The sequence below is a fragment of the Flavobacterium sp. N502536 genome, assembly GCF_025947345.1.
Taxonomy (GTDB): domain Bacteria; phylum Bacteroidota; class Bacteroidia; order Flavobacteriales; family Flavobacteriaceae; genus Flavobacterium.
Map to the genome: position 1 here is coordinate 2,535,387 of NZ_CP110011.1, position 17,086 is coordinate 2,552,472.

Below are 17,086 nucleotides of genomic sequence, written 5' to 3' on the forward strand. Positions count from 1 at the left end.
TTATGTTTAAAAAAGATAATTGGGACGAGATTTTACAGGCTTTGACAGCCAACGTTTTCAGAACGATTCTAACGGCATTTGGGGTATTCTGGGGTATTTTTATTCTGGTCATTTTGCTGGCAGCCGGAAATGGTTTGGAGAATGGTGTAAAAAAAGGTTTTGACGGAATTGCAACCAATACCATGTTTATGTGGAGTCAGACAACGTCAAAAGCATACAAAGGTTTGCCTAAAACACGTCGTTATGATTTTAGAAATAGTGATGTTGCGGCTTTGAAATCGACTTTACCGGATTTATTGTACGTATCACCCCGAAATCAGCTGGGTGATTTTAACGGAACCAATAATGTAGTTCGCGGTACCAAAACTGCGGCATTTACCATTTACGGAGATTATCCGGAGCTGATCAAACAGCAGCCGATGGATATTATTAAAGGACGATTTGTCAATCAGCAGGACATTCTTGACAGACGAAAAGTGGCAGTAATTGGTAAAGGAGTGATTAGTGAACTTTACGGAAAAGAAGAAGAAGCGGTTGGAACCTATGTGAAAATCAACGGGATCAATTTTATGGTCGTGGGAGTCTATAAATCAAAACAGCAAGGCGGGAATGCAGAGCAGGAACAGAAAAATATATTTATTCCGTTTACTACTTTTCAACAGGCCTTTAATTTTGGGGATAAAGTAGGCTGGATGGCACTAACCGCAAAAGACGGAACCTCTATTACCGATTTAAAACCAAAGATTTTAGAAAAAATAAAAGCGCTTCACTCGGTTAATCCTGCTGATGAAAGAGCTGTTGGAAATTTTGATTTATACGAACAGTACAATAAAGTACAAAGTCTTTTTAACATACTGAAAATTATTGCCTATTTTGTGGGGACATTGGTTTTGATTTCGGGCGTAATTGGTATTTCAAATATTATGCTCATTGTAGTTAAAGAACGTACTAAAGAAATTGGTATCCGCAGAGCTTTAGGAGCGACTCCTGCAGCAATTCGCGGACAAATTTTATCTGAATCTATATTTCTAACGATTATTTCGGGAATGCTTGGGATTGCTGTAGCTACCGGAATTATTGCGCTCTTAAATATGGCTTTAGATTCGATGCCGGCAGATAGTAACACCATGTTTGCTAATCCAAGTGTCGACTTAGGAGTTGTATTTGTCGCTTTAATCATATTAGTAGGATCTGGTTTGCTGGCAGGATTTATTCCGGCACAAACCGCAATTAATGTAAAGCCGGTAGACGCTTTGCGAACAGAATAAATTATCAATCAGAATATAATCGAATTAAACTGAAAACACAATGAAAAAAGGAGTAACCGTAACCATTTTAATCTTTATTGCTATTGTTTTTTTTGGCGCACTATACTACTTGTACGCTAAGAACCAAGAATCTCCAATTGTTTTTAAAACGGAGAAAGCAGAGATTAAAACGATCGTGAAGAATACAATTGCAACGGGTAATATTCAGCCTAATGAAGAGGTCCTAATCAAACCAAACATTTCAGGTATTATCGAAGAAGTGTATATCAAAGCAGGAGAGAAAATTAAGGCGGGCGATATGATTGCAAAAATCAGAGTTGTAGCCAATGTTTCTAATGTGAGCAGTACCCAGAATCAGGTACAAACCAGTAAAATTGCTTTAGACAATCAGGAGAAAATTTATCAAAGACAAAAAACATTATTTGACAAAGATGTAATTTCTGCAAATGATTTTGATGCGGCACAATTGGCTTACAAACAGGCCAAACAAACCTATCTTGCAGCCAAACAAAGTTTAGATATCGTAAAAACAGGAACAACAACTTCGCTTGGAAATTATGCCAACACCTTAATTCGTTCAACGGTAAACGGAATGATATTGGCAGTTCCGGTTAAAGTAGGAAATCAGGTTATCGAAAGTAACAACTTTAACGAAGGAACCACCATTGCCAGTGTTGCAGATGTAGGAAGAATGATTTTTATTGGAAAAATTGACGAATCTGAAGTAGGGAAAATCAAAGAAAGAATGGCAATAGAAATCACAGTCGGAGCGATCGAAAACAAGAAATTTGATGCAGTGCTGACCGATATAGCTCCCAAAGGAGTTGTAGAAAACGGAGCCATTCAGTTTGAAATCAAAGCGGCTTTAGAGAATAGAGACGCTACTTTTATCAGAGCGGGTTTAAGTGCAAATGCTTCGATTATTTTAGAAAAAGCAGATAAAGTTTTAGCGATCAAAGAATCATTAGTGCAATTTGATAAAAAAACGCAAAAGCCTTATGTGGAGATTGAAACTGCTCCTCAAAAATTTCAAAGAAGAGACTTGGTTTTAGGGGTTAGCGACGGAATTTATGTTCAGGTGAAAAGCGGAGTTAAAGCTTCAGATAAAATTAAAATCTGGAATCAGGGATTGATAACTGAAACAGAAAAAAAATAAATTGAAGCAAATAAAGAGTTTTTGGTTTTTAAAAAATGTTAAATTTGCGTAGTCTTTTTACTATGCTTTCATTCAAAATATATGAAAATAAATAAATACAATAGCCTGGTTTTTGCAATGTTATTTGGGTTTGGCTTGTCTGGTCAGGCGCAGGCGAAGAAATGGACTTTGGAAGAGTGCGTGAAATATGCAATGGAGAATAATATCACGATCAAAAATTCAGAACTGGATATTAAAAGTGCAGCCATTGATAAAAAAGGAGCAATAGGTAATTATTTACCAAGTGTTAGTGCAAACGCTTCACATTCCTGGAACATTGGTTTGAATCAGAATATTACAACAGGTTTGCTTGAAAACCAAACAACTCAGTATTCTTCTATCGGAGCTACGGTTGGAGTTGATATTTACAGAGGTTTACAAAATCAGAATACACTTAGAAAAGCAAATCTTTCTATAGTAGCATCAAAGTATCAATTGCTTAAAATGCAGGAAGATATTGCGCTGAATGTAGCCAATGCTTTTTTGCAGATACTTTTTAACAAAGAAAATTTAAAAGTAAAAACAGAGCAATTGTCTATCGATGAAAAACGTTTAGCCCGTTCTGAAGAGATGGTAAGTGCAGGAACAATTCCGCGTGGTGATTTATTTGACCTGAAAGCAACAGTGGCTACAGATAAACAAGGTATTATTGTTGCCGAAAATAATTTGCTGATTTCTAAATTGAGTCTGGCTCAGCTTTTACAATTAAAAGAATTTGCAGATTTTGATGTAATTGATAATACAAACGCAAAAGATGAAAATAACATCATGGCACAAAGCCCGGTTGATATTTACAATAAAGCAAAAGAAATAAGAACCGAATTAAAACTGGCTCAGACTAATCTTGAAATTGCGCAGAAAAATGTAGCGATTGCAAAAGGAGCTTATCAGCCAACTTTGAGTGCTTTTTACAATTTTAATACAAGAGCGAGTTATTCGGAGATTGTTACTGGATCTACTTTGAATACGGCTAACCCTTCGATTCCGATCGGTTATGTTCAGGGAACAAATCAACCCGTTTTAAAAGATAACTACTCACCAATTTTAGGAAATGCAGCACCAATTTTAGATCAGTTTAACGATAATAAAGGACAATCTTATGGACTGCAACTTTCGATTCCTATTTTTAATGGTTTCTCCGTTCGAAATAATGTAGAAAGAAGTAAAGTAAGTTTAGAGAAATCTAAAATAGATTTAGAGCAAAAAAGTTTAGATTTGCAACGTAATGTTTATACTGCTTTTACAGATGCAAAAGGAGCTTTAAATACTTACGAATCGTCAACCGTAACATTAGAGGCAAGACAGCAGGCTTACAACTATGCAAAAGAGAAATACGATGTAGGTTTGATGAATTCATTTGATTTTACGCAGGCACAGACATTATTAACGAATGCACAGTCTGACGTTATCAGAACAAAATACGATTACATTTTCAAAATAAAAATTCTTGAATTCTACTTTGGAATTCCAATTGTTCCAATTGTTACAAAATAATTTATTATGTCTAAAAAAACGATTTATTTTTTAGTAGGTGGCGCAGTAGCACTTATTGCAGTTTTAGTTGGTCTTTCGAAAGCGGGGGTTATAGGGAATAAGGATGAGGGAAAAGAAGTAGAAATTTCAAAAGTAATAGCTTCAACAATTGTTGAAACAGTTTCGGCAACGGGTAAAATTCAGCCCGAGATCGAAGTTAAACTATCGTCAATGGTTTCGGGAGAAATTATTGCTTTAAACGTAAAAGAAGGTCAGGTAGTTAAAAAAGGAGATTTATTGGTAAAAATAAATCCTGATTTGTATACTTCAGGTCTGGATCGTTCTGTTGCTAATTTATCCGGAACTAAAGCTGGTTTAACTCAGTCTGAAGCGAGTTATAAAGAAGCAAAAGCAAGTTACGACCGTAATAAAACTTTATACGATAAAGGAGTAATCTCAAAATCAGATTGGGATAAAGCAATTTCGACTTATGAAGTGGCCAAGGCGAATAAACAAAATGCGTACTACAATGTTAAAAGTGCTTCGGCATCGGTTACCGAAGCTAGAGACAATTTAGGGCGTACTTTAATTTATGCTCCTGCCGACGGAACAATTTCAGTTTTAAATGTAGAGTTGGGAGAGCGTGTTTTAGGAACACAGCAAATGGCAGGAACAGAGCTTTTGCGTGTAGCCAACCTAAACAATATGGAGGTTGAAGTTGATGTAAACGAAAATGATATTGTTAAAGTAAAAATTGGCGACGAAGCAAACGTTGAAGTTGATGCTTATCTGAAAAAGAAATTTAAAGGTATTGTAACCAGTATCTCTAACTCAGCCAGTACAGCACTGACTTCAGATCAGGTGACAAACTTTAAAGTGAAAGTACGCATCCTGAAAGAATCTTACCAGGACTTACTGGAAGGACAGCCGGCTACTTATTCACCTTTCAGACCCGGAATGACCGCTACAGTTGATATTTTGACCAAAACTAAAAAAGATGTTTTGGCAGTGCCAATCAGTTCAGTTGTCGTAAAATCAGATACTAGTGCTGTAAAGGACTTTAAAGTAGAAGACCCGAACGAAGACAAAAAAGCAGCTCCGAAAAGCGATAAAAAGTTTGAGTGCGTTTTTGTAAAAGAAGGAAATAAAGCCAAAATCAGAATTATTAAAACGGGTATTCAGGACGATACTAATATCGAAGTAATGTCAGGACTAAAATCGGGAGATGTTGTCATCACAGGCCCTTATAGTACCGTTTCTAAAGATTTAAATTCAGGAGATAAAGTAAAGCTTAAAACAGCAGCTGCTCCTAAGAAATAATTTGCATAACTATCAATTTTAAAAATACACACATTGTCTTTTATTCTCAATATCGAAACCGCTACCAAAAATTGCTCCGTATCCATTGCTAAAAATGGAGAAACAATCAGATGCAGAGAAATAGCCGAAGAAGGCTATTCGCATGCCGAAAAACTGCATGTTTTTATCGAAGAAGTAATTGCAGAAGCAGGTATCGCAGTTGAGGATTTGGTGGCTGTTGCCGTGAGCCAGGGGCCGGGTTCTTATACCGGTTTGCGTATTGGTGTTTCGGCAGCCAAAGGACTGTGTTTTGCTTTAAATATTCCATTGATCGCCGTAGATACTTTACAAACCTTAGCGTCACAAGCCAAAGTTGCCGAAGGGAAAATTATTCCGATGCTCGATGCCAGAAGAATGGAAGTGTATAGCGAAGTGTTTACAGCAGATTTAAAAGTAGAAAGAACGATTCAGGCTGAAGTTATTACGGAAGACTCTTTCAAAGAGTATACAGAGACTGTTTATTTTGTGGGAGATTGTGCCGATAAATGTAAAGCAGTTTTAACCCAGCCGAATTTTGTCTTTTTAGAAGACATTAAATACCCTTCAGCGGCTGCGATGAGTCAAATCAGTTACGATAAATACCAAAAAAGCGACACTGTTGATGTCGCTTATTTTGAACCTTACTATTTAAAAGATTTTATGATGGCACCTCCATCAAAAAAAGCATAAAACCTTTTTATTTCTGAAGTGTATACGGCTGAACCGAAATTCCGGCTTCATCTAAAGCGGCTTTACAATTCTCTAAAGTTTCAGAGAAAACAGCTCCATAATTAGCATTTTTTGCCCAAGGACGTACGGCGAATTCTACCGAACTTGCGGTTAAGTTTTTGACAAAAACTTCCGCAGCAGGCTTTTTAAGCACTTTCGGATTGCTGTTTAAAACGTTCAAAAGAATGTCTTTTGCCTTTTTGATATCGGAGTCATAAGAAACAGCAAACGTCAAATCGGCTCTTCGTTCTCCCTGCATCGAATAATTGATGATTGTTCCGTTTGATAAAGCACCGTTAGGGACAAAAACGGTCTGATTGTTGGCCGTTAACATCTTGGTTACAAAAATCTGAATTTCGACTACTGTTGCAACAATTCCGCCCGCGGTTTCGATGGTATCGCCAACTTTGAAAGGTTTGAAAACAATAATCAGCATTCCTCCTGCAAAGTTAGAAAGTGATCCCTGCAAAGACAAACCTACTGCAAGTCCCATGGCTCCTAATATGGCAACAAATGATGATGTTTCGATTCCCAATTTTGAAATAAAAGTCACAAACAATAAAATTCGGAGTGCCCAAATTAAGATGTCAGAAAGGAATCGGGTCAGGGTAGGATCCAAATTTCTTTGCACCATTATTTTTGTAATGATTCGGTTTATCAATCGGATGGCGTAGATTCCGACAAATAAAATGATAAATGCCGAGATTAATTTTGGAGAATAATCAACTAATACGTTAATAAATTTAGTAGCATAACTACTAATCTGCTCTGGATAAATGTACATGTTTTTCGAATAAAAAAACCTTCTCAGGGAGAAGGTATATTAGTTTTGCAAATATAAAGATATTTCCTAAGATAAGAAAAAGTAGTTTTATTCCTTCTCAGGAGTCTCGTCAATAACTTCATCCGCTTTAGCAGCTGTTTTTTCGCTAATATCGGCTACGGTTTCTGAAACAACTGTTTTGGTTTCTCCGGTAAGCTCGCTGGTTTTTTCTTTTACGGTATCAATTACATCGCCTATCGAATCAGATGCTTTTTCTACATATTCGCTAACGAAGTCTTTCGCCTGATGTGCATAGTCCGTTGCCGTTTCGATCAATGGTTCTGATGCCTCTTTGGCTTTTGTAAAAGTTTCTTCGGCAAAGGTTTCCGCTTTATCGATATAAGGAGCAGCAGCTTCTTTGGCCTGTTCAAAAGTAGTTTCGGCCTGTTGTGCCAAATCAGTAGCAGAATCTTTGGCTGTGCCAAACAAATTCTTAAAGAATGAAGATAATCCCATAGTTATGATATTGATTAGTTTAGAATACAATATTAACTATTTTTAAAGTATTATAACCTTTTTAGAGTAATAATTTGCTGATAATTAGTGGGATATGTTTTTGCGTAAAAAAAGCGCCTACCAATGGCAGACGCTTTTTGTTCTTTATTATCGGATAAAAATTTTAAGCATTTAAAGCTTCTACCTTAATTTCTTCATCGTTTAACATGCTTTTTAGCATATTTTCGATTCCGCTTTTTAAAGTGAAAGTAGAGGACGGACAGCCGCTGCAAGCACCTTGTAGAATTACTTTTACCGTTTTGTCATTTTCATTATAAGAATCAAAAGCAATATTTCCCCCATCAGCAGCTACTGCCGGTTTTACATATTCTTCCAGTATGTTGATGATTTGTTGTGAAGTAACATCTAATTTATCAAAAGCTTCGTCTTTGGTAATGTCGTTTTTAGTAGCCACTTCAATAAGGCTCTCATCCAAAACAGTTCCACCATTTTCAATAAACTGCTTGATAAAAGTTCTTACTTCAAGAGTAATTTCCTGCCAGTCGTTGATGTCGTATTTGGTTACCGAAATGTAATTTTCATCAATAAAAACTTCTTTCACGTAAGGAAATTTGAACAATTCTTTAGCTAGTGGAGAAGAAGCAGTTTGATCGATATTTTTGTATTCAACCGCGTTTCTTGTCAGCATTCTGCTTACCACAAATTTCAGCGCAGCAGGATTTGGAGTTGTTTCTCCATAAACCGTGATGGGCTGTTTTTTAGCTGTGTTCTCATCCGCTTTGATAATTACACCACCTTTGTCTACAAATGCCGTAATTTGTTCTGCAACGGCATCTTTTACATCATCCCATTCTACAATACTGTATCTTTCGATTGCGATAAAGTTTCCTGAAATATAAACGGTTTTTACGAACGGTAAATAGAATAATTGCTGCGCTAAAGGAGACGCTTGTGCCTCATCAATATTTTTGAATTCAAAACTTTGATTTTGAGTAATAAAATCTTCAAATTCAAATTTTAATATCGTTGGGTTTTGAGTTTCTTTTATGGTGATTTTTGTCATGATTTGTAATTTTTTACAAATTTAGTAAAGTTATTTTTTGCTGATACCTACTATTTGATTTTTTAATAAAAGAATTAAGACTCTTTTCCAATAAATCTTATTAAATTTGTACTGCCTTAAATTTAGTTGATTAATATGTTGTTTTATGAAGTTTAGAATCAGTGTTTTATTGTTTTTTTTAATTGTATCGACCTACTCCTATTCACAAGAAGGAATTCCCGTTTACTCCGATTATTTGTCAGATAATTATTATTTAATTCATCCCTCTATGGCGGGCGCTGCAAATTGCGCTAAGATAAGATTGACGGCCCGGAAACAATGGTTTGGTCAGGAAGATGCTCCCTCGCTACAAACACTGACTTTTAATGGCAGGATAGGGGAACGATCAGGTGCCGGAATCATTATTTTCAACGACAAAAACGGATACCATTCTCAAAAAGGATTAAAACTTACCTACGCACATCATATTATGTTTTCGAGAGACGAAGTTGATTTAAATCAGCTGTCATTTGGTATTAGTGGTGGAGTGATTCAGAGCCAGCTGGATGAAACGAAATTCGGAACTACTTTTGATCCTATAGTTTTTGGTTCGATTCAAAAAGATTCATACTTCAATTTAGATATCGGAGCATCGTACAACTATCTTGATTTTTATGCCCATGCAACAGTTCAGGGCGTGCTGGAAACCAGAAGAGAATTATATACCGAATATGAGAGTGATAATCTGAGAAAATTTCTTTTTAGCGCCGGATATGTTTTTGGAAAAAGAAGTGATATTACCTGGGAACCTTCCGTATTGTTTCAGTTCTTTGATAAAACCAAAGAAAAAACAATCGATTTAAACCTTAAAGCTTACAAAAATATGGACTTCGGAAGTTTATGGGCTGCCTTGTCCTACAGAAAAAGTCTTAACGGTACGCAATACAGCACTAACAGTGGAGTAGCCGCTCAAAAACTACAGTACATTACACCAATCGTTGGTGTGAATTATAAAAATTTCATGTTTGCCTATACCTATTCTCAGGTTACCGGTGATGTAAAATTTAATACAGGTGGCTACCACCAAATTACACTGGGAATCAATTTATTTTGTAAAAAGGAACGCTACGACTGCGCTTGTCCTGCAATTAATTAAAAATATAGTATGCTGATTAAATCTGTAAATGGAAAAACACCTTTGATTCCAGAGGATTGTTATGTTGCCGAAAATGCAACAATTGTGGGTGATGTTACCTTTGGAGCTTCGTGCAGTGTTTGGTTTAATGCCGTTATCCGTGGTGATGTAAACTTTATTACCATTGGAAATAAGGTCAATATTCAGGATGGAGCCATTATTCATTGTACGTATCAAAAACACCCGACTATCATAGGAAACAATGTTTCAATCGGACACAATGCTATTGTTCACGGTTGTACCATTCACGATAATGTGCTGATCGGGATGGGGGCTATTGTTATGGACAATTGTGTAGTCGAAAGCAACTCTATTGTTGCGGCTGGCGCTGTGGTTACGCAAAATACGGTAATCACCTCGGGAAGTATTTATGCGGGTGTTCCGGCTAAAAAAGTCAAAGACATTGATCAATCTGATTTTGCAGGCGAAATAGAACGTATTTCAAACAATTATGTCATGTATTCCGGCTGGTTTAAAAACGATGAACAGGAATAAATATTTCAAAATTCCAAATTCCAAAAATCAAATTCCAAATTCCAAGGTTCGACACTTTTGGAATTTGGAATTTTATTTTTTTGAAATTTAAAAATTTAGAGGTTGATCTTTTCGAAAAAAGCCGTTTTATAGCTTTCGCTAATTGGGATTCGCTTGTCGCTAATCAGAACTTTATTTTTTTGAATGGATTTCACATGTTTTATATTGATGATATAAGAGCGGTGAATGCGTGAAAACCCTTTGTTTGAAAGCAGGTTTTCAAGTTTGATTAAGCTAATTAGAGTAAGAGTAAATTTATTATCAATAGTATATATTTTTACGTAATCTTTAAGTCCTTCGATAAAAAGGATATCAGAAAAATTCATTTTTACATTTTCGTATTCAGCCCTTACGAACATAAAATCCTGTTCTGTTTCAGCTCCGGCGGTGTTTTCAGAAATAGCCTGAACCGTTGTGGCCGGGTGTAAAACCTGCTGTGCTCGTACGACCGATTTTAGAAAACGATGGAACGGAATGGGTTTTACCAGATAATCTACTGCACCCAGATTAAAACCTTCTACAGCATAATCGGAAAAAGCGGTCGTAAAAATTACCAATGGTTTTTTTTCAATGGTATTTAAAAAATCGATTCCGGAGAAATGAGGCATCTGTATGTCCAGAAAAATCAGATCAATATTGTTTTGATTGATAAAAGAAACGGCATCAATGGCGTTGTTAAAAGTGTGCACCAATTCGAGAGAATCTACTTTTCGAACAAAATCTTCCAGTAACTCAACCGCTAAAGGTTCATCGTCTATAATTACACATTTCATCTGTTGAAGTTTTAATTTTAAAAATTTTGTTTAGAGCCAAAAGTACTTTTAAACCAGTAAAATAAGTTTTAAAATTATCATAAAATACGGACCGGATTTTAAACGATCCTGCTACTTTCGGGGTCTTGTTTTGCGGTAAGCTGTTGTAAAATTGCAATTCATCGTATTTAGTTTATGGCTGTTTGAATTTTATCTAATTCCAGATTCAAATGCACACGAAAAAATTTGTCGTCTTGTGTGATATCCAATTTGTGCGCATTGGGATACAGCAAATCCAGTCGGTTTTGAATATTCACCAACCCAATACCTGAATTGTCAGGATCTTTGCTATAGTTTTCGATCGTATTTTCGATCCAGAAATCGAGACTGCTGTTCAGAATGAATATTTTAATTTTAACATGAGCCGCACCTTTATAATCGGTTCCGTATTTGAACGCATTTTCGACAAACGAAATCAATAACAGAGGCTCAATAAATTTGTTTCGGGTGTCGCCATGAACATTGATAACGATGTCTTCGATATTGTTTAACCGTAGTTTTTGCAATTCGATATAGTTCTGGATGTAATTGATCTCTTTTTCCAAATCAACGGTTTTATTATCGGTTTCATACAGCATATACCGCATGAGCTCGGATAAGGTAACGATGGCATCAGGAACTAAATCGGATTTTTTGTGTGCCAGCGAATAAATACTGTTTAAGGAATTGAATAAAAAATGCGGATTGGTTTGTTTGCGCAAATAGATCAACTCGGTATTTGTTCGGTGGGTTTCGGCAATTAGTTTGTTTTGCTGATTGTTGTAAAAAGCTGTAAGTGTTCTGATAATCGCACTGATGGTGATGATTAAAATATAGAAAAACGATGGGCCAATTTTAAAAAATAAAGGCTGCTGTCTTGTTGCAAAAATTGCTTTTACTCTGGTGCCTTTGTACATTAATTTAAGATCTTCCGGAGGCGGCAAATTTTTTAAAGGTCTTGCCTGGCTAAAATCAGGAATAAAATAATTGATCCGGATAATCATAAAAAGTAAAATAAGAGCAAATACAAATACAAAATAGAGCCAGTATTTTTTCTCTAAAAGCAAAACAGGAACCAGATAAAAATAATTCAGATAAAACAAAACAATTCCCGTACTCCATTGTACATAAAAATCGGTGCTGACCTTAAACGGACTTTCATAAAACTGAATTAATGAAGTCAGAATAAAGAAAACCCAGATGATGGTATGGAACAAAATTTTGTTTGAACTTGTATTTCTGATCGTATCTAGTGTCATCTATAATTTTATTTTTAATAAAATTAAATCATTTTTGGTTACTGTTGGCGATCTATTTTGATCGAGTCGGCTTGCGACTAAGTGCGCTACCTTTAAGGCATCACTTTCTGTGGCGAAACTTTTAGAGTCGTTTATGACGGGAATAATAGCCTGCTTGATGATGATTTTGTTCTTTATAGCAATCGAATAACCCCAACCTGACGTAGTTTTGAAGGCTTCGATTTTAAAAGTTTCATTTTTCGCGCAGGCTATAAATTGTAAAATAAGTACCGTAAGCAATACATTCTTCCGGATTTTACTCCAGAAGAACTGCATTTTTATTTTAGTTGTCATCACTTGTTTGTTCCTCTAATGGTTTAAATTCCCAGGCATCATCAAAATACGTTGAACCTGTTCTTCCCAGCATATAAAATCCGCGATTGTTGATGGCGAACCCCACAGCATCTGTTCGGCTGGCACCTTCCATAGGTGTTTTTTCTGCCCATAAATCGGTAGTTGGATTGTATTCCCAGATCGTTTTGATGTTTTCTCCACCCACAACATATCCTAAACCGTTCATTGCAAAACTTGAGGCATTTGAACGAACAATAGCATAATCGTCATTGTAAGAGTTGTCATCATCGGTATCTTTATCAATATCGCGTTTTCGGGTCCATACATCAGTTGCAGGATCAAATTCCCAAAAATCTTCCTGATAAACGCCATTATTGCTTCCTGTTCCAAGATATACTTTATCGGCGATCACAAAGGCTGTTGCGTTGCGTCGTTTATTCCCGCTAAAACCATTTACAAGTGTCCAGGCATTGGTCTGGTCGTTGTATTGGTAGAAATCTTTCAGGTAATTTCCATCATAACCGGTTCCAAAATAAGCTTTGCCACCCGCCTGAAAACCTACTGCTGCGTAACGGCCTGTTCCGGCAAAATCGGCTTTTTGAGCCCACGTATTGTTAGCGGGATTGTACTGATAAAAGTCTTTTAATTTATTCGTCCCGTCATAACCCAAACCAATGTACCCTTTTTGATTCAGGGCAAAAGCCGAGGCAGAACTTCTTCCGATACCTGGAAAATCAGCTTTTTGCTCCCAGTAATCTCCGGTAGAATTGTAAGACCATAAATCTTTCAAATAAACATCTCCGGTATAACCTGTTGCAACATAAGCATAATCGCCAATTACAAAACTGGTAGCACTGGATCTTGCAGGTCCGTCAAATGCCGATTTTTTAATCCAGTTTCCTATTAAATCTTCGTCGCTGTCGTTGCTGCAGCCTATAAAAAAGAGACTTGAAAACAACGTTGCGAATACTATTCTTTTTTTAAAATTATTCATAATGTATTAAGTTTATTTAGTGTTTGTATTTGATGCCAATTCCTAAGACATAGCCATTGCCAGTATTAAAATCATAGACTTTATGATGGTCTTTGTCCGTCAGACTGTATTTTTTGTTAAAATCATATCCGGCTTTAAAATTCAGAAACCAGTTTTTGTCTACATTTCTTTCATATTCAAATGCTGTCGTCATTTGTGATAAAGTAGCCTTCTCAGCACCGTTAATCGGTTGATTTTCGGCGTCTAAATGATAGAAATTACCATTGAAGCTGTTGGTCAGACTAAATTTGTTGCGGACATTATTAGAGTAGGTGATCTTTGAATCCGGAAAACCAATGAGCAAACTGCCCTCCGTGTTGAATTTATAATGCAAAGACAGTACAGGTAAGAACTTGGCATTGCCCAGTGCAGTCGATCTCGCAATTCCAATCTTAAGGCTTGTTTGTGAATTGAACTGCTGCTTCATTTCTAAACTTCCCAAAACAGAAAGATCACTCAGCTCCGGACTACTCTGGAAATTTAGCGTTGGAACAATCGAAAAACTCATATGAGTTGTATTGGAAAGCGCATGCGTAATTTCAAATTTGTTTTGAATCTGGTTGAATTGTTCCTCATTCTCCTTTGTTTTGTAACGTCCTAATTCATAATTCACGCTCAGATTCGAATAGGCTAATGTGTTTGTTATTTCGTTTTTGCTACCTGTTTTTTTGCTGTAGGATAGGCCAATACTGCTTTGAGTGAAATCAATTTGATCTGTTGGTTCCGTTTTTAAACTCAGGTTGACTTCAATATTTTCCTGAGCTTTCATCCCGAAAAACGAAATCAACAACATCGAACGAATGAGTACCCTTATTTTCATTGTTTATTTATTGGTTCAAAAGTAGGAGGCTACTGGTTTTAAAAAAAAGAAGATATATGTATGGGTATTTTTGATAGACTAAACAGCCGTTTTTAAGGCTGAATGCGGTATTTGTTGGTGTTGATCTGTTATAGATGATTTTTGGCTGTTTGTAGTGCAAAAAAGCAGGACTGTATATGTTATGATGCAGCGCGAAAGAGTGCCATTTATATTTGTTCAAAAATTTAGATTATGCACAAGTATATAGGGATGTTATTTTTAGCGATCAGCCTGTTTTCATGCGGAACCGATTCGGATGCCGGCGAATTTGTGGTTGGATCCGATTATCTGGCCTTAGGCAATAAGGTTATTTTGATTGATACGATGAGTGTAGAGGTGTCAACCATAAACTTTGACTCTTTGGTAACATCTAATCAAAAGCGGATTTTAATTGGGAATTATGAAGATCCCATTTACGGAAAGGTAAAATCGAACAGTTATTTTCAACTGGCTTCCGATTCTTATGCTTTAAAAAATGACGGATCGGATACGGAAACGACCAATTATGTTTTTGATTCTATTTCGATGATTCTCAAATACGACAAGTATTATTACGGAGATACCACCAGAGTACAGACTTTTGACATTCGTCGACTGACTCAGAAAGTCAAGCCCAATACAAACGATTATAATTTTTACAACAATTCGGTTTTAAGTTATGGTGATGAGAGTCTGGGAACTATTTCATACAAGCCCAGACCAGGTGAGAAAGACTCGATTAATGTAAAAATGAGCAGCACTTTTGGAGCCGCTCTTTTTCAGAAACTCAAGAAAAGAGAAATTACAGATTTTGATAGTTTTAGTGAATATCTAAAAGGGCTCGTTCTCGTTCCGTCTACTGCAAATTCGGGAAGCGTTATTGGTTTTCATGTCGCGACAAGTACAGTGCGGTTGTATTATTCGAAATATCAGGCAAACACCGAAGAAGTTCCATACATCATAGATTTTAAAATTTCGGATGCTCAAAAACAGTTTAATGCGATCTCTTTGGATAAAACGGGAACCATAATCCAAAATTTACCGGCTTCGAATAGTAAACTGCCGAGTTCGCTGACTAATCGACAGGGGTTTATTCAGGCGGGTACCGGAGTGGCCTGTAGGATTGATTTCCCCAACATTAAACAATTGAAGAATATCTCGGCTAATGGAGCAATTGTCGATGCGCAATTGTTTCTTAAACCGGTTAACAATACCTACTCAGAAAAATACCCGCTGGCCGATTCTTTGAAAATTTATGTAAGCGATAATTTAAACCGAATTAGTGCTTCATTGGTCAATTCAGCCAGAAAGGAAGTATTTGGTGTTTTGAACAAAAAGAGCGATGAATTTAATGAGAACGTTGGTTATTCGATCCCTATTGGTTATTTCCTGCAGAAAGAAATGCTGAAACCATCCAATACAAGATCTTCTTTGATTCTCACCTTACCCGGGATTTCTAAGACAGTAGACCGGATTGTTTTAGGCGATCAGAAACATTTGAACAATAAACTCCTGCTTAAAATTTATTACATCTCTTATTAAATGAAAAGTAAAATTCTTTATTTAAGTGGGCTCATTTTGATGTCACTTACTTCGTTTTCTCAAAGTATTTCAAGTTCTCCTTATTCGCTGTATGGTTTAGGAAGCGTGTATGATTCCGATTTTGGAGATATTCCGTCTATTGGGTCGTCGGGAATTGCTTTGCCGTCTGCTACTTTTATCAATAATCTGAATCCGGCTTCTCTGGGGTATCTGCCACAGCATCATTTTATGTTTGATATTGGAGGAAAAGCCATTTCGACCACTTACCAAAGCAGTTCACGAAGCGAAAGTCGTAACAATTTTCAATTTTCACATCTGGCTTTTGCATTTCCCGTAACTAAAAACTCGGGATTTAGCATCGCGATACGCCCTTACTCGAGTTCGGCTTTTAAAATTTCGAATTTAAAATTGCCAATCGAAAACAGTCAGGATTTTTATTATTTAACGGCAGCAGGTTCCGGCGGATTAAACAATCTGGATTTGTCATATGGCTACCGATTTGGTAAGAAATTTTCTGTTGGAGCTTCGGCATCCGTGCTGTTTGGAAATACAACCGACAACAGGAGTTTTTTAATCATGAATTCGGTTACCAGCATTCAGAAAAAAACAAATTACAATGGTCTGCGTGCCACATTAGGGGCTCAATATCAAATTGATTCTACTTTTACGGTTGCGACAACTTTTAAAGTACCAAGTCAGATAAAGGCGTCCAAAGTACAAACCGTTCAAACCATTGCCAATGATGTGGTAACAACAATAGAATCGGATGTGGCTTCAGATACCGATGATTATTATATGCCTTTAGAGATGGGTATCGGGATCAGTAAACGCTTCAAAAACAATTTAAACATGACACTGGATTACGAAAAAAGTCTGTGGGGGAATACCAATCAATCTGAATTGTACGGCAATTTTGTAAACCAGGATCGGTTTGCTTTGGGATTTACCTACAGTGGAAGAAAAAATGTTCGCAAGTACTGGGATAGGGTACAGTATGCTGCGGGAGCCAATTTTGACACGGGTTATCTTGAAATCGATGGAAAAAGAATCAACAATGCCGCAATTTCAATAGGGCTTACTTTGCCTATCGAAAATACAAACTCGTCTTTAAATATTTCTTATTCGTACGGACAAAGAGGGAGAATTTCGGATAATCTAATCAAAGAAAACTATCATAAAATATCCCTTAATTTATCTTTGGACGGAATTTGGTTCGTCAAGCGAAAGTTTGAATAAG

17 protein-coding genes are annotated in these 17,086 nt (G+C 36.4%); 9 read left to right on the forward strand and 8 right to left on the reverse strand.

Features of this window, described 5'->3' with window-relative positions; all coding sequences use genetic code 11:
• The first annotated feature begins 2 nt into the window (after positions 1–2).
• The 5 genes from OLM61_RS10950 to tsaB all read left to right on the forward strand — a co-directional run bounded on the left by OLM61_RS10950 (position 3) and on the right by tsaB (position 5,964).
• Positions 3–1,268 (forward strand): ABC transporter permease, encoded by a 1,266-nt coding sequence (locus tag OLM61_RS10950; protein WP_264522733.1) that lies wholly within the window; start codon positions 3–5, stop codon positions 1,266–1,268.
• Positions 1,269–1,308: 40 nt separating this feature from the next.
• On the forward strand, positions 1,309–2,424 hold the full coding sequence (locus OLM61_RS10955; RefSeq protein WP_264522734.1) for an efflux RND transporter periplasmic adaptor subunit: 1,116 nt from the start codon (positions 1,309–1,311) through the stop codon (positions 2,422–2,424).
• A gap of 81 nt (positions 2,425–2,505) precedes the next feature.
• A complete protein-coding gene (locus OLM61_RS10960; RefSeq protein ID WP_264522735.1) occupies positions 2,506–3,957 on the forward strand; it encodes a TolC family protein in 1,452 nt (483 codons plus the stop codon).
• A 6-nt stretch (positions 3,958–3,963) separates the two neighbouring features.
• Complete coding sequence (locus tag OLM61_RS10965) at positions 3,964–5,256, forward strand: efflux RND transporter periplasmic adaptor subunit (RefSeq protein WP_264522736.1); 1,293 nt, start codon at positions 3,964–3,966, stop codon at positions 5,254–5,256.
• A gap of 33 nt (positions 5,257–5,289) precedes the next feature.
• Positions 5,290–5,964, forward strand: coding sequence for a tRNA (adenosine(37)-N6)-threonylcarbamoyltransferase complex dimerization subunit type 1 TsaB (gene tsaB, locus OLM61_RS10970; protein ID WP_264522737.1), 675 nt, complete (start codon positions 5,290–5,292; stop codon positions 5,962–5,964).
• Positions 5,965–5,971: 7 nt separating this feature from the next.
• On the opposite strand, the gene OLM61_RS10975 is transcribed toward tsaB, so the two are convergent.
• The 3 genes from OLM61_RS10975 to OLM61_RS10985 all read right to left on the reverse strand — a co-directional run bounded on the left by OLM61_RS10975 (position 5,972) and on the right by OLM61_RS10985 (position 8,345).
• Entirely contained in the window at positions 5,972–6,787 is an 816-nt protein-coding gene (locus OLM61_RS10975; RefSeq protein ID WP_264522738.1) for a mechanosensitive ion channel family protein, read from the reverse strand.
• Between the two features lie 87 nt (positions 6,788–6,874).
• Positions 6,875–7,312, reverse strand: a complete 438-nt coding sequence (locus OLM61_RS10980) for a YtxH domain-containing protein (RefSeq protein ID WP_264522739.1) — start codon at positions 7,310–7,312, stop codon at positions 6,875–6,877.
• 133 nt (positions 7,313–7,445) lie between these two features.
• Complete coding sequence (locus OLM61_RS10985; RefSeq protein ID WP_264522740.1) at positions 7,446–8,345, reverse strand: NifU family protein; 900 nt, start codon at positions 8,343–8,345, stop codon at positions 7,446–7,448.
• Positions 8,346–8,490: 145 nt separating this feature from the next.
• On the opposite strand from OLM61_RS10985, the gene OLM61_RS10990 reads away from it, so the two are divergent.
• Positions 8,491–9,480 carry a type IX secretion system membrane protein PorP/SprF gene (locus OLM61_RS10990; protein ID WP_264522741.1) on the forward strand — a complete coding sequence of 330 codons (990 nt, stop codon included), beginning with the start codon at positions 8,491–8,493 and terminating at the stop codon, positions 9,478–9,480.
• Between the two features lie 9 nt (positions 9,481–9,489).
• Complete coding sequence (locus OLM61_RS10995) at positions 9,490–10,014, forward strand: gamma carbonic anhydrase family protein (protein WP_264522742.1); 525 nt, start codon at positions 9,490–9,492, stop codon at positions 10,012–10,014.
• A gap of 95 nt (positions 10,015–10,109) precedes the next feature.
• On the opposite strand, the gene OLM61_RS11000 is transcribed toward OLM61_RS10995, so the two are convergent.
• The 5 genes from OLM61_RS11000 to OLM61_RS11020 form a co-directional block, all read right to left on the reverse strand.
• Positions 10,110–10,826, reverse strand: coding sequence for a LytR/AlgR family response regulator transcription factor (locus OLM61_RS11000; RefSeq protein WP_264522743.1), 717 nt, complete (start codon positions 10,824–10,826; stop codon positions 10,110–10,112).
• 167 nt (positions 10,827–10,993) lie between these two features.
• A complete protein-coding gene (locus OLM61_RS11005) occupies positions 10,994–12,103 on the reverse strand; it encodes a sensor histidine kinase (RefSeq protein ID WP_264522744.1) in 1,110 nt (369 codons plus the stop codon).
• Positions 12,104–12,436, reverse strand: coding sequence for a DUF4907 domain-containing protein (locus OLM61_RS11010; RefSeq protein WP_264522745.1), 333 nt, complete (start codon positions 12,434–12,436; stop codon positions 12,104–12,106).
• Positions 12,426–13,430 carry a Kelch repeat-containing protein gene (locus tag OLM61_RS11015; RefSeq protein WP_264522746.1) on the reverse strand — a complete coding sequence of 335 codons (1,005 nt, stop codon included), beginning with the start codon at positions 13,428–13,430 and terminating at the stop codon, positions 12,426–12,428. The genes OLM61_RS11010 and OLM61_RS11015 overlap by 11 nt, the downstream gene beginning before the upstream one ends.
• A 16-nt stretch (positions 13,431–13,446) precedes the next feature.
• Positions 13,447–14,289, reverse strand: a complete 843-nt coding sequence (locus tag OLM61_RS11020; RefSeq protein WP_264522747.1) for a DUF6268 family outer membrane beta-barrel protein — start codon at positions 14,287–14,289, stop codon at positions 13,447–13,449.
• 231 nt (positions 14,290–14,520) lie between these two features.
• Here OLM61_RS11020 and OLM61_RS11025 point away from each other — a divergent pair, with 231 nt between their 5' ends.
• Together OLM61_RS11025 and OLM61_RS11030 are read left to right on the forward strand one after the other, a co-directional pair.
• The gene (locus OLM61_RS11025) at positions 14,521–15,849 is read left to right on the forward strand and encodes a DUF4270 domain-containing protein (protein ID WP_264522748.1); all 1,329 of its coding nucleotides are present in this window, start codon (positions 14,521–14,523) and stop codon (positions 15,847–15,849) included.
• Entirely contained in the window at positions 15,850–17,085 is a 1,236-nt protein-coding gene (locus OLM61_RS11030) for an aromatic hydrocarbon degradation protein (protein ID WP_264522749.1), read from the forward strand. It abuts the gene before it with no gap.
• The last annotated feature ends 1 nt before the right edge of the window (position 17,086 follow it).